Annotated in this window: 17 protein-coding genes and 1 tRNA gene; 15 read left to right on the forward strand and 3 right to left on the reverse strand. The window is 49.1% G+C overall.

Features of this window, described 5'->3' with window-relative positions; all coding sequences use genetic code 11:
• Positions 1-48: 48 nt before the first annotated feature.
• Positions 49-459: a tetratricopeptide repeat protein gene (locus AC5JLP_RS14300; RefSeq protein WP_496068592.1), complete on the reverse strand. Its 411-nt coding sequence runs from the start codon at positions 457-459 to the stop codon at positions 49-51.
• Between the two features lie 222 nt (positions 460-681).
• Here AC5JLP_RS14300 and AC5JLP_RS14305 point away from each other — a divergent pair, with 222 nt between their 5' ends.
• The 11 genes from AC5JLP_RS14305 to AC5JLP_RS14355 all read left to right on the forward strand — a co-directional run bounded on the left by AC5JLP_RS14305 (position 682) and on the right by AC5JLP_RS14355 (position 13,552).
• A complete protein-coding gene (locus AC5JLP_RS14305; protein WP_496068593.1) occupies positions 682-2,061 on the forward strand; it encodes a flippase in 1,380 nt (459 codons plus the stop codon).
• A gap of 136 nt (positions 2,062-2,197) precedes the next feature.
• On the forward strand, positions 2,198-3,535 hold the full coding sequence (locus tag AC5JLP_RS14310) for a B12-binding domain-containing radical SAM protein (protein WP_496068594.1): 1,338 nt from the start codon (positions 2,198-2,200) through the stop codon (positions 3,533-3,535).
• A 5-nt stretch (positions 3,536-3,540) separates the two neighbouring features.
• Positions 3,541-4,425, forward strand: coding sequence for a glycosyltransferase family 2 protein (locus tag AC5JLP_RS14315; RefSeq protein ID WP_496068595.1), 885 nt, complete (start codon positions 3,541-3,543; stop codon positions 4,423-4,425).
• Positions 4,422-5,348: a glycosyltransferase family 2 protein gene (locus tag AC5JLP_RS14320; protein ID WP_496068596.1), complete on the forward strand. Its 927-nt coding sequence runs from the start codon at positions 4,422-4,424 to the stop codon at positions 5,346-5,348. The genes AC5JLP_RS14315 and AC5JLP_RS14320 overlap by 4 nt, the downstream gene beginning before the upstream one ends.
• Positions 5,345-6,310, forward strand: coding sequence for a class I SAM-dependent methyltransferase (locus AC5JLP_RS14325; RefSeq protein WP_496068597.1), 966 nt, complete (start codon positions 5,345-5,347; stop codon positions 6,308-6,310). The genes AC5JLP_RS14320 and AC5JLP_RS14325 overlap by 4 nt, the downstream gene beginning before the upstream one ends.
• Entirely contained in the window at positions 6,291-7,559 is a 1,269-nt protein-coding gene (locus tag AC5JLP_RS14330) for a glycosyltransferase family 4 protein (protein ID WP_496068598.1), read from the forward strand. Before AC5JLP_RS14325 ends, AC5JLP_RS14330 begins: the two co-directional genes overlap by 20 nt.
• 25 nt (positions 7,560-7,584) lie before the next feature.
• On the forward strand, positions 7,585-8,484 hold the full coding sequence (locus tag AC5JLP_RS14335) for a glycosyltransferase family 2 protein (RefSeq protein ID WP_496068599.1): 900 nt from the start codon (positions 7,585-7,587) through the stop codon (positions 8,482-8,484).
• Between the two features lie 21 nt (positions 8,485-8,505).
• Positions 8,506-9,813, forward strand: coding sequence for a glycosyltransferase family 4 protein (locus AC5JLP_RS14340; RefSeq protein ID WP_496068600.1), 1,308 nt, complete (start codon positions 8,506-8,508; stop codon positions 9,811-9,813).
• 8 nt (positions 9,814-9,821) lie between these two features.
• Positions 9,822-11,006, forward strand: coding sequence for a glycosyltransferase family 4 protein (locus AC5JLP_RS14345; RefSeq protein ID WP_496068601.1), 1,185 nt, complete (start codon positions 9,822-9,824; stop codon positions 11,004-11,006).
• Positions 11,007-11,208: 202 nt separating this feature from the next.
• Positions 11,209-11,988 (forward strand): WecB/TagA/CpsF family glycosyltransferase, encoded by a 780-nt coding sequence (locus AC5JLP_RS14350; RefSeq protein WP_496068602.1) that lies wholly within the window; start codon positions 11,209-11,211, stop codon positions 11,986-11,988.
• 121 nt (positions 11,989-12,109) lie between these two features.
• The gene (locus AC5JLP_RS14355; protein ID WP_496068603.1) at positions 12,110-13,552 is read left to right on the forward strand and encodes a sugar transferase; all 1,443 of its coding nucleotides are present in this window, start codon (positions 12,110-12,112) and stop codon (positions 13,550-13,552) included.
• An 83-nt stretch (positions 13,553-13,635) separates the two neighbouring features.
• Here the strand turns inward: AC5JLP_RS14355 and AC5JLP_RS14360 are convergent.
• A tRNA-Leu gene (locus AC5JLP_RS14360) sits at positions 13,636-13,717 on the reverse strand.
• Positions 13,718-13,946: 229 nt separating this feature from the next.
• The gene (locus tag AC5JLP_RS14365) at positions 13,947-14,393 is read right to left on the reverse strand and encodes a hypothetical protein (protein ID WP_496068604.1); all 447 of its coding nucleotides are present in this window, start codon (positions 14,391-14,393) and stop codon (positions 13,947-13,949) included.
• Positions 14,394-15,205: 812 nt separating this feature from the next.
• Between AC5JLP_RS14365 and AC5JLP_RS14370 the strand changes: the two genes are divergently transcribed.
• The 4 genes from AC5JLP_RS14370 (at position 15,206) to AC5JLP_RS14385 (ending at position 20,834) form a co-directional block, all read left to right on the forward strand.
• Complete coding sequence (locus AC5JLP_RS14370) at positions 15,206-16,555, forward strand: ABC transporter substrate-binding protein (RefSeq protein ID WP_496068605.1); 1,350 nt, start codon at positions 15,206-15,208, stop codon at positions 16,553-16,555.
• Positions 16,556-16,874: 319 nt separating this feature from the next.
• Positions 16,875-17,720: a nitrate ABC transporter permease gene (gene ntrB, locus AC5JLP_RS14375; protein ID WP_496068606.1), complete on the forward strand. Its 846-nt coding sequence runs from the start codon at positions 16,875-16,877 to the stop codon at positions 17,718-17,720.
• Positions 17,721-17,852: 132 nt separating this feature from the next.
• Entirely contained in the window at positions 17,853-19,853 is a 2,001-nt protein-coding gene (locus AC5JLP_RS14380) for an ABC transporter ATP-binding/substrate-binding protein (RefSeq protein WP_496068607.1), read from the forward strand.
• Positions 19,854-20,000: 147 nt separating this feature from the next.
• Positions 20,001-20,834, forward strand: a complete 834-nt coding sequence (locus AC5JLP_RS14385) for a nitrate ABC transporter ATP-binding protein (RefSeq protein WP_496068608.1) — start codon at positions 20,001-20,003, stop codon at positions 20,832-20,834.
• Positions 20,835-20,982 lie beyond the last annotated feature (148 nt).

The raw sequence follows: 20,982 nt of genomic DNA on the forward strand, positions 1-20,982 counted from the left end.
GCTTTACCCTGCTCAAGCTAGAGGTTAGCTATCCTTACACCTTTAGGACTACCAATTGATGCTAATCACGCCCAGGTTTCCCAGCGCAGCGGCTTCACCCGCGCGATCGTGGCTTTTTTGTGCCAGTGCAAGACTTTGCTGATAGTACGCAGTGGCCTGACTGTAATTCGCCATCACATAGTAGGCATTGCCTAAATTGCGGAGGGTTTTGACAGTTTTGGGTTGATCAGCCAGTGCCTGATAAAGAGTCAATGCCTGCTGAAGGGTGGCGATCGCCTGCGTGGGTTGCCCAGTGCGATATTGCTGCGTTCCTTGCTCTAGCAGGCGATCGGCTTGGGACTGGCGCGAATCTGTTTGGGCAAAGCGTGTGGCGAGTGGCGCATTAGCGTTGACAGGCAGCACGACTGGCTGGCAAAGCGCCATCATGATCAGCATCAGAGACATTCGATACATTGACATCACTCACCTAACCAAGGCTCAAGAAATTTGAACGCCAGATCAAACGATTTGCGTCAAAACAAGACGACATTATGTTGATTGCACTCGTTTCAAAGCGATCCTGAACCATCATAAACGCCTCGATCGCAAGCGTTTCCGCTACCTTTATGAAGGAACATCCCCTCGCGATCGCTCGATCGATGCTTTAGGGCACTCTGAAGCAAGCCTCATGCCTTAGCAGTCATGGCTGTTCTGATGACTGCCCTCGCCCCCATGAACCAAGCCTGGATTCAGTTTTTGCCGCCATTCCTCCGTTCTAAGCTGGACGGGCGCTATACGCTACAAAAAATTCTGAGCAATACAGGATGGCTGTTTGCCGATCGCCTCCTTCGCATGGGTGCTGGGCTGGTCGTTGGGGTTTGGATTGCCCGCTATTTGGGACCAGAGCAGTACGGTTTATTTAATTACGTTGTGGCGTTTGTGGCGCTATGGACGCCGCTGGCTGGGTTGGGCTTAGAAGGCATTGTGGTGCGGGATCTGGTGCGCGAGCCTGACTGCCAAAACGAAACCCTTGGCACAGCCTTTGTCCTCAAGCTTTTTGCTGGAACGATCACGTTTTTTGCGGCATTGGGCGCGATCGTCTGCTTGCGTCCGGGCGATCAACTCGACCAGTGGCTTGTGGGCATCGTTGCAGGCGGAATGGTGCTGCAAGCGGTGGATACGATCGACTTTTGGTTTCAGTCGCAGGTGCAGTCAAAGTATGTGGTCTACGCCCGTAACCTATCCTTTGTGCTGGCTACCTTGATGCGATTGATGCTGATTCAACAACATGCACCGTTGATTGCGTTTGCCTGGACTGGTCTGTTGGAAGGCGCGATCGCGTGTATTGGCTTGATTGTTGCCTACCAGACAACGGGTCAGCGCTTAACAGCCTGGAAGGTCAGCCTTGCGCGTGCAAAAACACTCCTTGCCGATAGCTGGGCGCTTATTCTATCGGGCCTTGCCATCATGATTTACATGAAAATTGACCAGTTCATGTTGGGTGAAATGGCAGGCAATCACGCCGTTGGTATCTACTCTGCGGCCACCCGCATTTCAGAAGTCTGGTACTTTATCCCCACCGCGATCGTTGCTTCAGCTTCGCCTGCCATTATTGAAGCGAAAGCAATCAATGAAGCGCTTTATTATCAGCGATTGCAGCAGTTATTCAATCTGATGGCGGTCATCGCTATAGCAATTTCTCTCCCAATTGCCTTTCTAGCAGATCCTCTTATAACGCTCTTGTTTGGTAAAAACTATTCTGAAGCTGGAGTGGTGTTAGCAGTACATATATGGTCATCACTGTTCGTCTTTCTGGGTGTTGCTCAATCTCCTTGGGATCTAGCTGAGAATTTACAGAAAATAGCGTTTCTTAAAGTTCTGCTGGGTGCCGCTATCAATGTCCTGCTTAACCTCTTGCTTATTCCGAAATATGGAGCGCTGGGAGCGGCTGTAGCAACTTGTATCTCCTACGCGATTGTAAACTATATTTCTAATCTCTTTATATCCAGAATGTCTGTTATATTTCGCCTTCAAACCAAAGCTATATTAATGGATTTCTTTAGAGCAGATAAAAATACTTAAGAAATTAGCTTTAGACATGATCCTGATTCGTTTAAAGGCAAAACTAGTGTTTTTTGCTTCTAAATCTAAAAGAATGAGACAAATCTTTCGATGACAAATACCAGTAAGTCAAGCTTAAACTTAGAGAGCAAGCCAAATGAAAGTTCTATTTAGTAATCCTCCGTGGTGGGAAAGTAAAGAAGGCAAATTTTTCCATAAGAAATGGCGTGCAGGGGTTCGTGCTGGTTCGCGTTGGCCTTTTACCTACTTAGTGAGCTCTAGCCCCGATCGCTTCAAATTTGGCGACTACTTGCCGTATCCATTCTTCATGGGGTATGCCACAACCTATGTCCAAAAAGAAACGGGAGCAGAGGTTCATTTTCGTGACAGTATTGCATTGCGGGAGTCCTACGATCGCTACTTTCAGCACTTAGAGGCCGAGCAGTACGACTACATTTTCATCGAAATTGCCACACCCAGTTGGGAACACGATTCTAAGCTCATTGGTGACATTCATACACAGCTTCCCAAGGCCAAAATCGTCGTTACAGGCCCGATTACCACCACCAAATCGGAGGAAATTCTCGCGCACTATCCGGTTCACGCGTGCATTAAAGGGGAATACGAAAAAGGTAGTGTGCGCGTTCTCAACGGTGCCTCTGGCGTGATTGAACACGACCTGCTAACGCTCGAAGAAATGAATGCTGCGCCCTTTCCCTACTTCGACGAGCAGTACGCCCATCGCTACTGGGATGCCAACCCGATCGGGCAACAAACCCCTCAAGCCCAAATCTGGAGCAGTCGAGGTTGTCCGTTTAAGTGCATTTTTTGCGTTTGGCCTGCCACGATGACAGGCAACGACCCCGAAGGCACAACAACGCGCACGGTGCGCCAGTATTCACCTGCCTACATGGAAGCGTTTATTAAGGAACTGGGCGATCGCTATCACTTCAAATCAATCTACTTTGATGACGATACGTTCAATCTGGGCAATAAGCATGTGGTGGAGATGTGTGCCGTCATGAAGCGGATCGGGCTACCCTGGTCTGCCATGTGCCGCGCTGACACCATCAAGCTCGAAACCTGGCAACTGATGAAAGAGAGCGGTTGCTTTGGCGTGAAGTTGGGCTTTGAAAGCGGCAATCAATGGGTGGTCGATAAAATCGTCAACAAGCACCTCAATCTGGACTATGCTGCCGAAGTTGTACGTGAGTTGAAGCGTCTGGGCATGACGGTACACGGCACGTTTACCTACGGCTTACCAGGCGAAACTCGTGAACAAATGCTCGATACCAAGCGCTTTATTCATGGCTTGCCCTTTGACACCTTTCAGGAATCTGGTACTGCTGAAATTGAAGGCACTCCTCTGCATACGCTGCGACAAAAAGGCAAATTGGAGCAGTATGAAGGCGCACAAATGGACGACCACTATCACCAAAACACGGACGGCAGCAAGAAGTGGCAGCAGGTTGTGGTGGAGCTACAGGAGAATTAATGTCTATGCCAAAAATCTCCCTCTACATTCCCTGCTACAACGTGGAGGCGTATATCGCGTCCTGCATTGAAGGGGTGTTGAAGCAAACCTATCCAGTTGATGAGATTTTGCTGATTGATGATGGCTGTCGCGATCGCACCCTCGACATTGCTAGCCGCTACCCAGTACGAGTCATTCGACATGAGGTCAACAAAGGCTTGGCAGCCGCACGCAATACAGCGTTCCATCATGCTCGCAACGAACTTGTCGCCTCACTGGATGCAGATTGTGTGCCTGATCCACACTGGTTAGAACGTCTGGTACCGCTGTTTGAGGATGAAACGGTGGCGATCGTAGGCGGGCGGCTGGTGGAAACAGTCCTCGATTCTGTGGCTGATCGCTGGCGTAAGGCACACATGACTCAGGACTGGGGCGAACTGCGGGTAAAAAATCCGAGCTTCATGTTTGGCAACAACAACCTTATTCGCAAATCCTTTCTAGAGCAGGTCGGCGGCTATAACGAGCAGCTTCGCACGAATGGAGAGGATGCCGACTTATCGCGTCGTTTGATGACAGCAGGCTGTACCGCTATTTATGAACCGGGAGCGATCGTCAGCCATCTGCGCCGCGACACAGTGCCCTCGATTCTGGACAACTACTGGCGCTACTGGTGCTTTGGTTCGCGTGTAGACTTCGGCCATTTTCAACCCAAAACCTTTCTCCGCCACCAGCAGCACCACTTCCAACGGCAGCTGGTAGATGTTGTTAAGCACGATTGGCAGCAGCGAGACTATGAACTTCTCTGGCTGGACATACTTTTGCCGTTCTATATGCTCTACCGCGATAGCCAGGCAGTGCTAAAACGCAACCCTTGCTCTGCCCTATTGCCAACCCTGGAAACGGCTCCATGACCCTTGTAACTCCAGTAGCGTTCTTCATTTTTAACCGTCCTCAGCTTACGCAGCGGGTATTTGATGCGATTCGTCAAGCGAAACCCGCGAGGCTGCTTGTGGTGGCAGATGGCCCCCGGCGCGATCGCTCTGGCGAAGCAGAACTTTGTGCCCAAACTCGCGCTGTGATTCAACAGGTGGATTGGCCTTGTCAGGTTTTGACCAATTTTTCGGACACCAACCTTGGCTGCAAACGACGAGTCTCCAGTGGGCTAGATTGGGTTTTTGACACGGTAGAAGAAGCGATCATCTTAGAAGACGACTGCTTGCCACACCCAACTTTCTTCCCCTTCTGCGAGACGTTATTAGAGCACTATCGCAATGACACACGGGTGATGGTAATTTCAGGCAATAACTTTCAGTTTGGGCACCAGCGCACATCAGATAGCTACTACTTCTCACGCTATAACCACATCTGGGGTTGGGCAACTTGGCGACGAGCATGGCGCTACTACGATGTGGAAATGACGCTCTGGTCGGTGATTAAACAAGGCCATTGGCTTCATGATTTGCTAGGAGAGGATCGCGCTGTCCGCTATTGGACTGATAGCTTTGAAGCTGTAGCGAACGATCGTTTAGATACCTGGGATTTCCAGTGGACATTTGCTTGCTGGATTCAACACGGTTTAAGTATTCTTCCGAATATCAATTTGGTGTCTAATATTGGGTTCCATCCAGAGGCGACGCATACAAAAGATGCTAATAGTCGAGTATCTAATCTTCCAAGTGAAGCCATCAAACTTCCACTCAAGCATCCTCAATTTATCATACGTGATACATTTGCTGATCAATCCACGCAGAGACTATTATTTCCTTACTTACGCTTTGTCAGCTTAAAGCAAGATGTCAAAAAAGCTTTGAAGTTTTTGAGAGTAGAACTATGAAGCCATACTGTCCGATTAGTCATAGCCATAACGTAGTTTTACTTGATAAAATTCAATCGAAAGAATTGGCTCAGTTATATCGTCGAGTATTAAATATCGATGTGGAATTAGAATTTAGTCAAATCAGTGAGTTAGGACTATATTACTGCCCTGATTCAGATTTAAAGTTCTTTTATCCTCCAGTAACTGGTTCGGAATTTTTTTATGAGAAGCTTCAGGCATTTCCCTGGTACTACACCAACTATAGGTATGAGTACGATTACACAAAGCAATTCTTGAGAGAATCAGATTCAATTCTTGAGATTGGTTGTGGTAAAGGAGTCTTCGCGGAACAGGCTTCTGTGGAGCATTACATAGGCCTTGAATATAATCAGAAAGCTATTGAGTTAGCCTCCAGTAGAAGTATTACAGTTCTGAATGAATCTGTGCAAACACATGCTGTTAATAACAGCTTAAAATATGATGTTGTTTGTGCTTTTCAAGTGCTGGAACATGTAGCAGATATCTTATCTTTTATTACAGCCAGCATTGATTGTCTAAAACCAGGTGGTTTTATTATTTATTCTGTTCCTAGCTCTGACTCCTTTTTATCTGTTGCTGTCAATAATATTCTCAATATGCCACCCCACCATGTTAGCTGCTGGTCCGACAAGTGCCTAAGATTTATTGGTCATAAATTTGGATTAGAAATCATTGACATTAAACATGAGAAGTTGGCAGAAGAGCATAAAAACTGGTATCTCTCTACTGTAATTATGGAGAGTTTACGGCAGAGATTTGGTCTTAAACACTCTTTAATTGAGCGATCGCTAAAACATAAATTGCTAGCAACAATTGCAGCTTTTGGAGGAAGCTTTCTGGTTGAAGGATTAAAAAATCCGAACCTACTTCCTAATGGACACTCTGCTATTGCTGTTTATCAAAAACCGAAAGGAGAGCCTTTTGAACGTTTTACTCCTTAATGCTAATGATATTCATGGCGGTGCAGCACGAGCAGCCTATCGATTACACCAAGGGTTAACAAGGCTTGATGTTACTACTCAGATGCTGGTGCAGGTGAAGTCAAGTGGTGATGCTACTGTTGTTGCACCACACACGAGGTTGGGCAAAAACGCGGCTAAGCTACGGCCATTGCTTGATCCTTTACCCTCTAAGCTGTATCTACAGCGTGAGCAAACAGCGTTCTCGACTCAATGGGTTCCAGACTCTATTGCACCCAAAATTGAACAGCTTGCACCCGACCTCGTGAACTTGCATTGGGTCTGTGATGGTTTTTTGCAAATTGAAACACTGGCAACGCTAAAGCGACCGATCGTGTGGACACTACACGATATGTGGGCGTTTACAGGTGGTTGTCATTACAGCCAGGAGTGCGATCGCTACATGGCATCCTGTGGAAGTTGTCCAGAACTGCATAGCCATCAAACGTATGACTTGTCTCGCTGGATCTGGACTCGTAAAGCCAGAGCTTGGAAAGACTTAAATTTGACAATTGTCACTCCCAGCCATTGGTTAGCAAAGTGTGCTTCTACCAGCAGTCTTTTGCAGGAGGTGCCAGTCGAGGTCATTCCCTACGGTATTGATTTAGAGCAATACAAACCCATTGAGCGTTCACTGGCACGTCACATCTTGAACCTGCCACAAGACAAACAACTGATTCTCTTTACCGCTGCCCGTGCCACCACCGATCGCCGTAAAGGTTTTCATCTGCTTCGTGAGGCACTAGAGCACTTTAAGCAATCTGATTGGGCAAAAAAGACAGAATTGTTAGTTGTTGGTGCTTCTCAATCAACTGACTCGATTGCATTAGGGCTACCAACGCGTTATTTAGGTAGGCTAATTGATGATGTTGCTCTAGCGCTGACGTATGCTGCTGCCGATGTCTTCGTCGCTCCCTCAATGCAGGACAATTTGCCCAATACAGTGATGGAAGCGATCGCCTGCGGCACTCCCTGTGTTGCATTCAACATCGGTGGTATGCCTGACTTGATTGAACATCAGCGTAACGGCTACCTGGCTCAACCCTTTCACACGGAGGAACTCGCTCATGGCATCGCCTGGATACTGGCAGATCCAGAGCGGCATCACCAGTTAGCAGAGGCCGCTCGTCAAAAGGCAGAGCAAGAATTTGCACTCAAGACGCAGGCAAGCCGTTACGTCACGTTATTCCACCAATTGCTGACTGGCACGCGCCCCTCCTCCCACCATTGAAGTAAGTCTTAACTTGGTTGTATCAATGTTTTCGAAAGAACCTATTTATATTCTTATTCCTGTTCACAACCGTAGACGAATTACTTTGAAGTGCCTGACAACGCTCAGCCAAAACGGTGACGTGGAGCGGTATCACGTTGTTGTGATCGATGATGGTTCCACAGATGGCACTGGGCAGGCAATCTGCGAGCAATATCCAGAGGTTGAAGTGCTAACAGGCGATGGCAAATTATGGTGGACGGGGGCGATCGCGACAGGCATGAAGTATGCACTTTCTCAGGGTGCTCACTATATCATCTGGTTAAATGATGACTGTTTGCCCCAACCAGGCGCGATCACAAAACTGTTAAAGATTTGTCAGACGACTCCACGAACGGTCGTCGGTGGTCAGGCGTTTGATCCAGAGACTCACCAACCTAGTTACGGTGGGTTAGTAAACCACAGGTTCAACAGTACGCCGATCCATGCGACCTCGCTCCAGCTTATAGAGTGTGATGGTTTAAACGGTAATCTCGTCTGTCTACCTTGCAGTCTTGTAAAGGCTATTGGTTATCCAAACCATCAGCGTTTTCCCCATTATCACGGCGATACAGCATATACCCATCTTGCCAAACGCAATGGTTATACCCTATTGCTTGATGGTGGCGCAGTTTCATTTTGCAAGAATACCAATACACCGATTTCCTGGTTGGTTACAGACCGTTCGATCGATCAGCTTTGGCAAGACCGTTTTACTATTAAATCACCGCATTATTGGAAAGCTCATTTAGGTTTTTACCAGGAAATGTTTGGATGGTTTGGCACGGGAGTTTACTTGTACGAGCTGCTAATCAAATTTTTTATCATTGCTGCGATCGCAAGGCTTATTCCTTACCACTACCGCGTGCAATTAAAACAGTTTCTTAGTCGTTCCCAAGCTACTTAAATATCCAGGAATGCTGCTTTAATGATACGAGTTGCTTACGATGCATCTGTGCTGGGAATGGGTTATCTTAACCCAAAGGCTCGAACGGGCATTTTTCGTATGGTTGAGGCATTGTTATTGGAATTAGTTGCTCATTCTAATTTAGAGATAAAGGTCATTTCTTTTGACTCAGAATCAACCTTTTGGGATAATATTGGGACATCTTTATATATCAAAAATCTATACCCCTCTCTTGCAAAGAATTTTCAGTCTGTTTATTCGAGTCGCTTCAACCTGTACGCTTTATACACTCACGTTGTAACGTGGCAGCGATCGTTGATTAAAGCGTCTACTCCAGACCGAATCTGGCTTTATAAATCTGCCAGAGCAATGCAGATTCTTTTTGAGAAAGTAGCCAGGCTTGATATGGAAGCTCAGTTTCACTCAGCTTCTTTTGATCTATATCATTCACTTTACTATCCACTTCCGTCGCGTGCCATTACTGGAAATATCTCTCGCATTTTGACGGTGCATGATTTAATTCCAGTTCTATTTCCGCAGTTTGTAATTCCCAGAGTTTATCAGCGTTGCGTGGCGACATTAAATAGCATTGATCGCGATCGTGACTGGATTATTTGCAACTCTCAGTACACTAAACAAGATTTTTGTGAGTATACCGGGATGGATGGCGATCGAGTCTTTGTCACTCCTTTAGCCGCTGCTGACTTTTTCCAGCCTGTAACCGATACAGCGCTCATTGCATCAACCCTGCAACGCCACCAGATTCCCAACTATCCTTACTTACTTAGCTTGGCGACATTGGAACCCCGTAAGAATTTGGGCTTCCTGATTCGCTGCTTCTCACAAATTATTCAGGATGCCCCAGCACTTGATCTAAACCTGGTACTGGTAGGCGTGAGCGGTTGGCAGACAGCAGAAATTTTTCAGGCAGCCAGACACAATCCCCAACTTCGTTCGCGCATCATCTTCACAGGATACCTGCCCGATCGTGACTTGAGTGCCATTTATAGCGGAGCCACTGCGTTCGTCTATCCTTCTTTATACGAGGGGTTTGGCTTGCCGCCCTTAGAAGCGATGCAGTGTGGCACCCCTGTCATTACGGCCAGCACTAGTTCTCTACCTGAAGTGGTTGGTGATGCTGGTATATTGATCGATCCCACCCAGGAAGACGATCTTTGTCAGGCAATCCTCAACGTTATGCATGACGCTCAACGGCGAGCAGACTTGTCGCAACGGGCTACACAAAGAGCCAGTCAATTTAGTTGGGCAAGCTGTGCGCAGCAAACCGCCGAAATCTACCAAACTGCGGCCGCTAATTCATCTCAGTGACGTTCTTCATGCAACTGCTTTACACACTCACAGCCTATCCTCCCTACATTGGTGGCGCACAGCTTCATCAGCATATTCTGGCGCAGCAGTTGAAAACGCGGCATTCTGTGCAGGTGGTCAGCCATTGGGATCGCAACCGCACAGACTGGCTCTTAGGTACGACGCTACGGGCACCTTCAATCTGTAAGGATTACGTCGTCGATGATATTCCCGTTCATCGGCTCGGCCTCTCGCTCTGGGAGAAATGCAAGCTAGCTCCCTTTGTGCCGCTGTATTACCCGCTAATGCAGGTGGCACTGCCGCCGACCGCCAACCTGCTAGAAACCCATATCACGCCCTATGCTGCTAAGGCAGATGTGGTGCATAACATCCGCATTGGGCGCGAAGGCTTGAGCTATGCCTCCTACCAGGCTGCCCGACGACACGATCGTCCCTTTGTGTTCACTCCAGTCCATCATCCTCGTTGGGTGGGCTGGCGCTATCGAGCCTACCTGCGGTTATATCAGATGGCCGATGCTGTGATTGCCCTGACGCAAGCAGAAAAGCGTATTTTAGTAGGGTTAGGTGTGCGTGAGGAACGCATTACGGTCACAGGCGTTGGCCCGGTATTAGCCCCCACTGCTGATCCAACCGCCTTTCTAAAGCAGTATGGGCTAGAAGGGCCGATCGTCCTGTTTCTAGGACAACACTATCCCTACAAGGGCTATCAGCAGATGTTGCAAGCGGCTCCTATCGTGTGGCAGAAGGTGCCAGACGCGCAGTTTGTCTTCATGGGGCCACCCGTCGCTGATTCGGAAAAAGCGTTTGCTCAGGTGAGCGATCGTCGCCTTCGTCGTCTAGGCAATGTTGATCTGCAAACCAAAACGGATGCACTCGCTGCCTGCACACTGCTCTGCGTTCCTTCCAGCCAGGAAAGCTTTGGCGGCGTGTATACCGAAGCCTGGAGTTTTGGGAAACCTGTGATTGGCTGCAACATTCCAGCCGTAGCGGAAGTGATCAGCGATCGCGTGGATGGATTACTCACAGCCCAAGAGCCGAACCAAATTGCCGATCGCATCCTGCATCTATTAACCCACCCAGTCGAAGCTGCCGCAATGGGAACCTCTGGAAAACAAAAAGTTGAATCTCGCTTTACGTGGGAAAAAATTGCTGAACAGATGGAGGGCGTTTATCGAGGGTTAGTGAGTGGCTAGGATTGAGAAAGGGAGGCCGAGGGCAGAAGGTAAAAGGCTAAAGAAGTTGTTAGTTGTTGGTTTTGAGAAGATAGCTGATAGCTGACCGCTAAACGCTGACGGCTAATTCAAAACTCTCCTGACTCCTGACTCCTTAACTCTAAACTCTAAACTCTCCTGACTGCTGGCTCCTGACTCCTGACTTCTTAACTCAAAACTCCCCATGCCCGCCCTTCCTTCTCAATTCATTTTGTATACTCGCGTTGATGCGACGAGTTACACAGATGCTTGCGATCGCATTCAAGTCTGGGCCACTGCAAAACAATCCTGTTACATCGTGGCGGCAAATGTGCATGTAGTGATGACGGGCTACTGGCATCGATCGTTTCAGAAGGTGGTTAACGGTGCTACGCTAGTCACGCCGGATGGGATGCCGTTAGTTGTGGGAATGCGACTATTGGGAGTGAAACAGCAACAGCGAGTCTACGGCCCTGACTTAATGCTGGCATGGTGCGATCGAGCGGCGCAGACAGGGATGCCAATCTACCTTTATGGCGGCACACAAACCATGCTAGAAACACTTCAGCATAAACTTCAAGCACGTTTTCCAGAACTGGCGATCGCGGGAAGCTATGCCCCACCGTTTCGTCCACTGACTCTGGAGGAAGAGAAAGCGGATTGCGATCGCATTCACGCGTCCGGTGCGGCTGTCGTCTTCGTTGGGTTAGGGTGTCCCAAGCAGGAAGAATGGATGGCGCGGCAGCAGGGACTTTTGCAGGTTGTGATGATCGGTGTGGGGGCGGCGTTTAGCTTTCACAGTGGTGAGGTATCGCAAGCACCCCGCTGGATGATGGCGTGGGGCTTGGAGTGGCTGTACCGCTTTGCGATGGAGCCAGGACGGTTATGGCAGCGCTATCTGGTGAACAATCCTGCTTTTTTAATCCTGTTTGGCTGGCAATTATTGTGCGATCGACGATCAGGCAAACCCAATCGCAACCGTTAGAAACCGCCGTCACTAGAAACCTGAGCGCTAGCGATAACTTTTGGTGCGGTTTGCGGAATACTCAACCTATTGCCCCACAAGCCTGAAGCCGAAACCATTCAGCATCAGGACTTGCCTTCTCGTGAGCCTCACCGCAATGGATCATCCTGGTGCTGCCTACCCAAAAGCAACGGATATTCGTGCCCCGCACAGTATAGAGTGGCATCGACTCTTTCGCTGGCCGTGGCATCGAGCGATCGCCTTGCTTTTGTGTGATATTGCCGCCGTGGTGATCGCGGGTCGAGTTGCGGCTCACCTCAACCAGTTTTATGCACCGTTACCGCCGCCGCTCATCCTGGGTACCTGGTTGGGACTGCCAGGACTGTTCTGGATTTTGATGATCGTGACGCTGCTGCTGTTTGCCCGCAGTGGACTGTACAGCGCTTCGAGCCAGTGGAAATACGTGCGATCGGGCAAGCTGGTGAGTGTTGTTTACCTCTCGGCGCTGCTGCTAGGTTACTTTTATGATCCCAAATTGGCACCCCCGCGATCGCTGTTTATCACGGCTTGGGTGGGCAGCGTGGTGCTGGTGATTGGCTTTCGGCTGTTGGCAAGTCTGGTGCTGAAGCAATTTGAACACGTTCAAACCAGAGTCTTTTTGCTGGCACGGGCAGAACGTCTACCCTCGTTGGCACAGATGCTGAAGCGGCGATCGCACTACAATGTCGTCGGGGCAGTTGCGTCTACCACCAGCATTTCTGCAACGATTCAAGCCATCTTGAGTTCTGGTGCACAGGAAGTGTTTGCCGAAAATCTGCCGCAAACCGAACTGGCATCGGGCTTGTACTGGCAACTCCGTCGCGCTGGCATCACGCTCCGGCTGATTCCCTCCAGCGTGGAATTATTACATCGTCGTGGCGTACCCGAAGTCATAGCGGGCATTCCCACACTGCGAATGGAAGCCACCCTGCTGGGCGGTTGGGATTATCGGCTCAAGCGCTGGCTCGATTTTGTGGGTGCTTTGGTTGGCCTATTGCTGCTGTCACCGCTGTTTCTGGTTGTGGCGATCGCCATCAAACTATCGTCTCCCGGTGCCGTTTTCTTCTGTCAGGAGCGGATGGGACTGCACGGGCGCGTCTTTCAGATGTGGAAATTTCGCACCATGCTTCCTCATGCTGAAGCGTTGCAGGCAGAGCTAGAACAGCAGAATGAAGCCAGCGATGGCGTGATGTTTAAAATTCGGCGTGATCCTCGGATTACGGCGATCGGGCATTTTCTGCGGCGCACCAGCATTGATGAACTACCGCAATTGTTCAACGTCTTGTTAGGACAGATGAGCCTGGTTGGGCCACGTCCCCTCCCCTTGCGCGATGTGGAACGGTTTGACCCTTGGCACCACACCCGCCATCAAGTGCTGCCTGGTATAACAGGTCTGTGGCAAGTCTCCGGGCGATCGTCTTTGGATGCGTTCAACGATGCGGCCCGGCTCGACCTGTACTATATTGACCACTGGTCGCTCAACCTCGACCTCGAAATCTTGCTGGAAACTGTCAAAATTGTCCTTTGTGGCAAGGGCGCTTACTGAACGTTGGCTGAATTGGCAAAAAAATCACTGCTAGAGAACCGTTCTTTCTAGCAGTGACACGTTTAGGCTGTGTTTCTTAACTATGGGCGGAGCGAGACTCGAACTCGCAAGCCTTTCAGCGCCGCATTTTGAGTGCGGTGCGTCTACCAATTCCGCCATCCGCCCGTGGCTTTAGCTTTCCTACTATACCGGATGAGGCGACGTTAGGGCAACAAGCGAATTTTTGATCACTAACGCCAGAACGCCTGCATCGCAACCGCGAGTGTACCACTGTTGAGACGCTAGCTGAACGATGCGATCGCCCCTGCTCAGGCCATTGCCACGTCAAGAGCATTCGCTAAGCCCTGCCGCAAAAGCTTGTTGCGTGCGCAGGCAGGGCGATGGCGCTTACTCTCTAGTTGCCAAAAGCATCTTTGATGTTATCAACTGCGCTTTCAACGGCATTCTTCGTTTTGTCGATCGCGTTCTGAGTCCGGGCGGAGTCTTTATCCGCTTTGCGCTCAATGCGAGCGGCATCTTTCTTGGCCTTGCGTGCAATTGCGCTATCGTTATCCGTTGCACGGTCAACCTTTGCCGCATTGGTTTTTGCCGTTTTCTTCAGCTTATCGGTTGTATCGCGCACAAACCCTTTGGTACGACCAGCATCTTTACCGGCTTTCCCTTGCACTTCACTACCTGCATCTGCGGCAGCGATTAAGTGTGCGTTAGGGCTAGCCAGCGCTGCGGTGTCTGTGAAAAAGGAACCTTGCCAGACGAAGGCAATCGCCGATACACAGAGAATCGCTGCTGTCAGCAAGCGTCCCAGAACAGGTAGCTGTTTTGCAAAGTAATTCAGTTTCATAGAATACAAGCTCCGGTCAATTTTGTACTCTATTTCTACTTCACTGGGCAGATCGGTCATATCGTTCCTCAGACAGAAGTTCCTTATTGTGCTAAATCCATCCAGGTGAACAGTGCTTTTATCAGAACGGCTGTCCATCTACGTCTTCGCAAGGTTCCTGCTGCCATCATACGAGTCAGACACAATGCCCTTAATGGCGATTCTCGATCGAGTCAGCCATAGCTGAATGGTACTGAAATAAGCAGAAACTAGCCCCTAAATCCACCAAGTCTGGGAGACTTTATGGTTCGGCTCCCCCAGATTTGGGGGCTGGGGGCGGTTTGGATCATTAAGTCAGTGCCATTCAGCTATGACTAGACCAAGCCGGATGCGGTGTGTTGGATGTGGTGAATTCAAACGCAAGCGGTTGTAGAAGCTTCTATGCTGCCATGTTAAGTGTAAAGCTTGGGGCGATGGCAGCGAAGGATGATCAGAAGGCATCCATAAGTAAATCTTTGCCTTTGCATGTTAAGTCTCAATGCCTCATTGATTGATCTTTCAGATCTGTGACGGTAAAGTAATTTCAAGATAGATTTTTGATTATCTAAAAACAAAAATAGATAGATAAAAATCGATGACAAAGGATGAAAGTCTTCATGATGCTTTGAGCCACACCTATGATTCTTGGGTTCCTACCAATGTTTGAGCGCGTTTAGCCAGGTAGAACCAGTCATGAATGGTTCATTTTGAACCTGAACGGTGTGTCACAAGCCGCTCAGGCACATACTCACGGCCTGTTTTGATTGCAATTTTTACTGGGAGGTTAGAATCCTATGTCTGTGTTTTCAATGCTTTCACGTCGTCGCTTTATCGCGATCGCGGGTGCGTCTACCGCAACAACGCTGCTGCACGGCTGTTTGGGAAATCCACCTGAAACGACCAGTGCGGGTCAAGGCTTGATCGCGGCAAGTCCAGTTGCGGATATCAAGCCAGACGCAATGCCAGAGGTCAAAGTCGCCAAACTGGGGTATCTGCCCATTGTGGAAGCTGCGCCGCTGATTGTGGCTAAAGAGAAAGGGCTGTTTGCAAAATACGGCATGCCTGATGTTGAAATTGCTAAACAGGCCAACTGGGGTTCGGCGCGGGATAACGTCAAAATTGGCTCGGCTGGTGGTGGCATTGATGGTGGACAGTGGCAAATGCCGATGCCTTACCTGATTTCGGAAGGCATTATTACAGACAACACAAAGGTACCGATGTATGTGCTGGCGCAACTGAATACGCAGGGAAATGGCATTGCAATCGCCAGTAAGCATCTGAGTAAAGGCTTATCCCTCAAGATTTCTGAGCAAGTTGCTTTCTTTGACAAATTGAAGTCAGGAGGTTCAAAATTTAAGGCGGCTTACACGTTTCCTAAAGCCAACCAGGAATTTTGGATCCGGTATTGGTTGGCTGGGAACGGCGTTGATCCTGACAAAGAAGTGGAACTGCTGACGGTGCCAACGGCTCAAACGGTTGCCGATATGAAGCGAGGCGCAATGGATGCGTTTAGCACGGGTGATCCCTGGCCTTACCGAATTGTGGCAGATAAGATTGGGTTCATTTCAGCGCTGACGGCAGAGATTTGGAAAAATCACCCAGAAGAATATCTGGCGATTCGGAAGGACTGGGTTGATCAATACCCCAAGGCGACGAAAGCCATTCTTAAAGCGCTGATGGAAGCCCAGCAGTGGTGCGATAACTTTGACAATCGCAAGGAATTGGCTTCTATTCTGGCAAGGCGTGAATACTTTGGTGTGTCAGAAGCAATTTTGATTGACCCGTTGATGGGCAAATATAATCTGGGTGAGCGATCGATTGACGACAAATCAATGGCTCCGTTGTACTGGAAGGATGAAAAGGGCAGCGTGTCCTATCCTTACCAGAGTCATGATTTGTGGTTTTTGACGGAAAGCGTCCGCTGGGGCTTTTTGCCGAAGGATACGCTGGCGAAGGCAAAGGATTTGATTAAGCAGGTGAACCGCGAAGATCTTTGGCGGGAAGCTGCGAAGGAACTGGGGGTTGCAGCAGCGGATATTCCCACCAGTACGTCGCGCGGGGTTGAAACGTTTTTTGATGGTGCAACGTTTGACCCTGAGAAGCCACAGGCATATTTGGATAGCTTGAAAATTAAGCGAGTCTAGAGGCTTGTTGGCTGGGTTAAGAGGCTGTTTGAAAAATCCTTGCCATCGTGTTTTTAAAGCGTGAGCGGGATTGATTTGAGATTGCAACGATTTCTGGCAAACCCGGAATCAGGGGACTTCCCCCCGAACCCCCGCTGCTTGGGAGCCTAACTCCCCCAAACCCCCCGAAAGGGTTGTCTGTGAGTGCTGTTGACACAACGATGACTTACTTGTGTGAGTTTGAGAGTCGTTACACCAGGGTTTCACAGGCTCTCTAGGCAGCGTTCACACACTGACAAAGAAGTTGACCATTCACCATTGCATTTGAAGGAGATAGACTATGACGATCGCCCGTAAGCAACCAACTGCGAAAACGTTTGATTTTCCCTTGCTGACTCGTTTTAAGGTGAAAGAACGGTTGGGTGATTTATTTCCACCTGCGATTGCGATCGCCATCTTTCTGGTCATTTGGCAGCTCTTTTCCTGGATTCCTGGAGCTACGTTGCCGGGGCCGATCAGGGTTGTACAAGAAACATGGACGCTGATCCTCTATCCCTTTTATGACAAAGGCGGCACGGATAAGGGCCTGTTCTGGCAGGTGTTTGCGAGTTTGCAACGAGTGGCGATCGGCTATACCTTTGCGGCTCTTGTTGGCATCAGTTTGGGCATTTGGGTCGGGTTGAATAAAACCTTATCCAAAGCGCTCGATCCCATCTTTCAGTTGTTGCGAACCGTTCCACCGCTGGCATGGGTGCCGATCGCCCTGGCTGCATTGCAACAAAACCAACCTGCGGCGTTGTTTGTGATTTTCATTACGGCGGTGTGGCCTATCCTCATCAACACAGCCGTTGGGGTACGACAAATTCCACAGGATTACAACAATGTGGCACGGGTATTACGGCTATCGCGCAAAAAGTATTTCTTTAAAGTCCTCTTTCCCGCTGCCTTACCCTACATCTTCACAGGTTTACGTATTTCCATCGGTCTGGCATGGCTAGCCATTATTGCCGCCGAAATTGTGATGTCGGGCATTGTGGGGATTGGCTTCTTTATCTGGAATGCCTACCAAAACAGCCAGGTGAGTGAAATTATTCTGGCACTGTTTTACATCGGCATCGTAGGGCTGTTGCTGGATAAATTGATGGCTTGGCTTCAAACCAGAATTCTGCCAGAAGAACAGCGGTAATGGAAAGTTTTGAGTGCCAAGTTCTGAGTTTTGAGTTAGCCATCAGCGTTCAGCTATCAGCTTTTTAACCTTTAGCCTCCATCCTTCATCCCTCTGCCTTTAACCGACTCCCCACTCTCTACTCCCCCTCCCATGACTACCTTCGTTACTGTTGAAAAAATTGAGAAAACCTTTCCCTTGTCTAATGGCGATCGCTATGTGGCATTGAAAGGCATTGATCTAGACATTCAAAAAGGTGAATTTATTTCACTCATTGGTCACTCTGGTTGTGGTAAATCAACCCTGCTGAATCTGATTGCAGGGTTGGATTTGCCTTCTGATGGCATGGTGATTCTGGATGGTGAAACTATTCGCCGACCAGGCCCAGACAAAATGGTGGTATTTCAAAATTATTCTTTGCTGCCCTGGCTGACGGTGCGAGAGAATATTGCGCTGGCAGTGGATGAGGTCTTGTCTCATGTCAGTGCCAAAGAACGAGATGACGTGATCGAACATCACATTGATTTGGTGGGTTTGCGCCATGCGGCTGATAAGCCACCGGCTCAGTTGTCGGGTGGCATGAAGCAGCGAGTGGCAATCGCCCGTGCCCTCGCAATTCGTCCCAAACTGCTATTGCTGGATGAACCGTTTGGCGCACTGGATGCGTTGACTCGCGGCAATTTGCAGGAACGCTTGATGCAAATCTGTGAAGAAAGCCACGTGACGGCGATCATGGTCACTCATGATGTGGACGAGGCACTGCTTTTGAGCGATCGTGTGGTGATGCTGACGAACGGGCCTGAATCGAAGATTGGGCAAGTTTTAGACGTAGATTTACCTCGTCCCCGCAAACGGTTAGAAGTGGTGAACCACCCCAGCTATTATTCAATGCGGAGTGAAATCATTTATTTTCTAAACCAGCAAAAGCGGATTAAACAACTGCGATCGCGCAAAAAAAGTGCGATCGCCCGTCATGGTTTAGAGAAAGTAAACCTGGAAATTGGCTTTGTGCCGCTGACGGCCTGTGCACCCCTGGCGATCGCGAAGGAGAAAGGGTTTTTTGCCCATCATGGCTTGGATGACGTGAATCTGGTGCGTGAATCGAGTTGGCGCGGCATTCAAGATGGGATTGCTGGAGATTATCTAGATGTGGCTCAAATGCCATCTGGCATGCCAATCTGGCTAACCCTGGGAGGCATGGATGGACGTTCCTTGCCGACGGTCACTGCCCTCACGCTCACCCGCAACGGCAATGCCATTACCCTCGACAAACGCTTCTATGAACAGGGCATTCATACCCTGCCAGATCTCAAGCGGATGCTGCTAGAAACTCGAACGAAACAGCATGTCTTTGGTATGGTTCATCCTGCTTCTATGCACAATCTGCTGCTACGCTATTGGTTAGCCGCAGGAGGCATTCATCCTGATCACGATATTCAACTCAATACCATCCCACCGGCCCAAATGATTGCCAACCTGCAAGCAGGCAATATTGATGGTTTTTGTGTGGGTGAACCCTGGAATGTCCGTGCAGCCGTTGAAGGCATCGGCTATACGATCGCCACCGATCTGGAAGTGTGGAATGGACATCCTGGTAAAGTGCTGGGTGTGCGGGAAGAGTGGGCACTGGCCTACCCCAATACTCACATTGCATTGGTGAAAGCACTGCTAGAAGCCTGTCGCTACTGTACCGATGAGGCAAACCATGAAGAGATTCGTGAAATCTTATCGCGTCGTGAATATCTGGGCACTGATCTGCAATACATCTATTTGGGCGATCCCAATCCCCAGGTTTGTAGTATCCATCCCTCACCGAAAGAGTATGCCCATCACCAGTTCTACGGGCAGGGGGTTAACCGTCCCAGTCGCACTGAGCATCTCTGGATGATGACGCAAATGGCCCGTTGGGGCGATATTCCCTTTCCCCGTAACTGGGTGGAAATTCTAGAGCGCGTTTGTCGGGTCAGCGCCTTCAGTACGGCAGCACGGGAATTAGGCTTATCTGATCTCACCTACAGTCGAGGTGCTATTCAACTCTTTGATGGCACGACCTTTAATGCAGATGATCCGATCGCCTATCTCAACAGCTTAGAGATCAAGCATGACATTTACATGGCTGAAGTGCCCTTGACGCATGCTTTGAGAACCGCCTGATATTCCAATTAAAGCAGGGGCGCACGGCTCGTCCTTACAAAAAATCTACAGCCGTTTTCCTTTAGATTCACCACACCCTAAACCCCACACCCCTCTTACCATTCTCACTTCCCCCTTAACCCTGATATCCATTCACCCTTTCTACCTATGCAAACTCTAGCAACTCCACTCTCAGCTCATTCCCAGTCCAACCAGGAACCGTTTCTCATCATTGACAATGTTTCTAAAGTCTACCCAACGCCTAAAGGTGACTATGTTGTGCTTGAGGAGGTTAATTTACAAGTTCAAGAAGGTGAATTTGTCTGTGTGATTGGTCATTCTGGCTGTGGCAAATCAACCTTGTTGAATATGGTTTCTGGCTTCTCAAAGCCTACAGATGGTTTGGTTACATTGCACGGTAAACGGATTGTTGAACCAGGCCCCGATCGCATGGTGGTTTTCCAGGGCTATGCGCTCTTACCCTGGCTCACCGCGTATGAAAACATCTACCTGGCAGTGGATTCGGTCTACCCTCAAAAATCTGAAGCTGAAAAGAAGCAGATTGTTCGGGAACATTTGGCGATGGTTGGGCTAACAGAAGCTGCGCACAAGCAACCGGGTCAACTTTCGGGCGGGATGCGTCAACGGGTGTCGATCGCCCGTGCTCTGGCAATTCGCCCAGAAGTCTTGATTCTTGATGAACCGTTTGGTGCTTTGGATGCAATTACCAAAGAGGAATTGCAGGTTGAACTGTTGAAAATCTGGAATGATCATCGCTGTACCGTCTTGATGATTACCCATGACATCGATGAAGCGCTCTTTCTCGCTGATCGCCTTGTGATGATGACCAATGGCCCAGCGGCAAAGATTGGCGAAATTTTAGAGATTCCGTTTCCACGACCCCGCGATCGCGATCGCATTATGGAAGATCCTGAATTCTATAAACTCCGAAACTACATCCTGGATTATCTCTACAATCGCTTTGCTCACGACGATGAATGAGTGTTGCTTGGAGTTTCTAGACCTTGTTCACGACAACAGCTTTACACTAATTCTACATAACTTGCAGACAAACGGTAGGTTGGGTTGAGTCTAACGAAACCCAACAGGATTCGGTCATTGTTGGGTTTCACGCTGTTCTACCCAACCT

The sequence above is a fragment of the Stenomitos rutilans genome (assembly GCF_059505485.1).

Bases quoted from the DNA above. Each gene is read 5' to 3' on its own strand.
- AC5JLP_RS14300 (WP_496068592.1), bottom strand. From the start codon at position 459: ATGTCAATGTATCGAATGTCTCTGATGCTGATCATGATGGCGCTTTGC.
- AC5JLP_RS14305 (WP_496068593.1), top strand. From the start codon at position 682: ATGGCTGTTCTGATGACTGCCCTCGCCCCCATGAACCAAGCCTGGATT.
- AC5JLP_RS14310 (WP_496068594.1), top strand. From the start codon at position 2,198: ATGAAAGTTCTATTTAGTAATCCTCCGTGGTGGGAAAGTAAAGAAGGC.
- AC5JLP_RS14315 (WP_496068595.1), top strand. From the start codon at position 3,541: ATGCCAAAAATCTCCCTCTACATTCCCTGCTACAACGTGGAGGCGTAT.
- AC5JLP_RS14320 (WP_496068596.1), top strand. From the start codon at position 4,422: ATGACCCTTGTAACTCCAGTAGCGTTCTTCATTTTTAACCGTCCTCAG.
- AC5JLP_RS14325 (WP_496068597.1), top strand. From the start codon at position 5,345: ATGAAGCCATACTGTCCGATTAGTCATAGCCATAACGTAGTTTTACTT.
- AC5JLP_RS14335 (WP_496068599.1), top strand. From the start codon at position 7,585: ATGTTTTCGAAAGAACCTATTTATATTCTTATTCCTGTTCACAACCGT.
- AC5JLP_RS14340 (WP_496068600.1), top strand. From the start codon at position 8,506: ATGATACGAGTTGCTTACGATGCATCTGTGCTGGGAATGGGTTATCTT.
- AC5JLP_RS14345 (WP_496068601.1), top strand. From the start codon at position 9,822: ATGCAACTGCTTTACACACTCACAGCCTATCCTCCCTACATTGGTGGC.
- AC5JLP_RS14350 (WP_496068602.1), top strand. From the start codon at position 11,209: ATGCCCGCCCTTCCTTCTCAATTCATTTTGTATACTCGCGTTGATGCG.
- AC5JLP_RS14365 (WP_496068604.1), bottom strand. From the start codon at position 14,393: ATGAAACTGAATTACTTTGCAAAACAGCTACCTGTTCTGGGACGCTTG.
- AC5JLP_RS14370 (WP_496068605.1), top strand. From the start codon at position 15,206: ATGTCTGTGTTTTCAATGCTTTCACGTCGTCGCTTTATCGCGATCGCG.
- ntrB (WP_496068606.1), top strand. From the start codon at position 16,875: ATGACGATCGCCCGTAAGCAACCAACTGCGAAAACGTTTGATTTTCCC.
- AC5JLP_RS14380 (WP_496068607.1), top strand. From the start codon at position 17,853: ATGACTACCTTCGTTACTGTTGAAAAAATTGAGAAAACCTTTCCCTTG.
- AC5JLP_RS14385 (WP_496068608.1), top strand. From the start codon at position 20,001: ATGCAAACTCTAGCAACTCCACTCTCAGCTCATTCCCAGTCCAACCAG.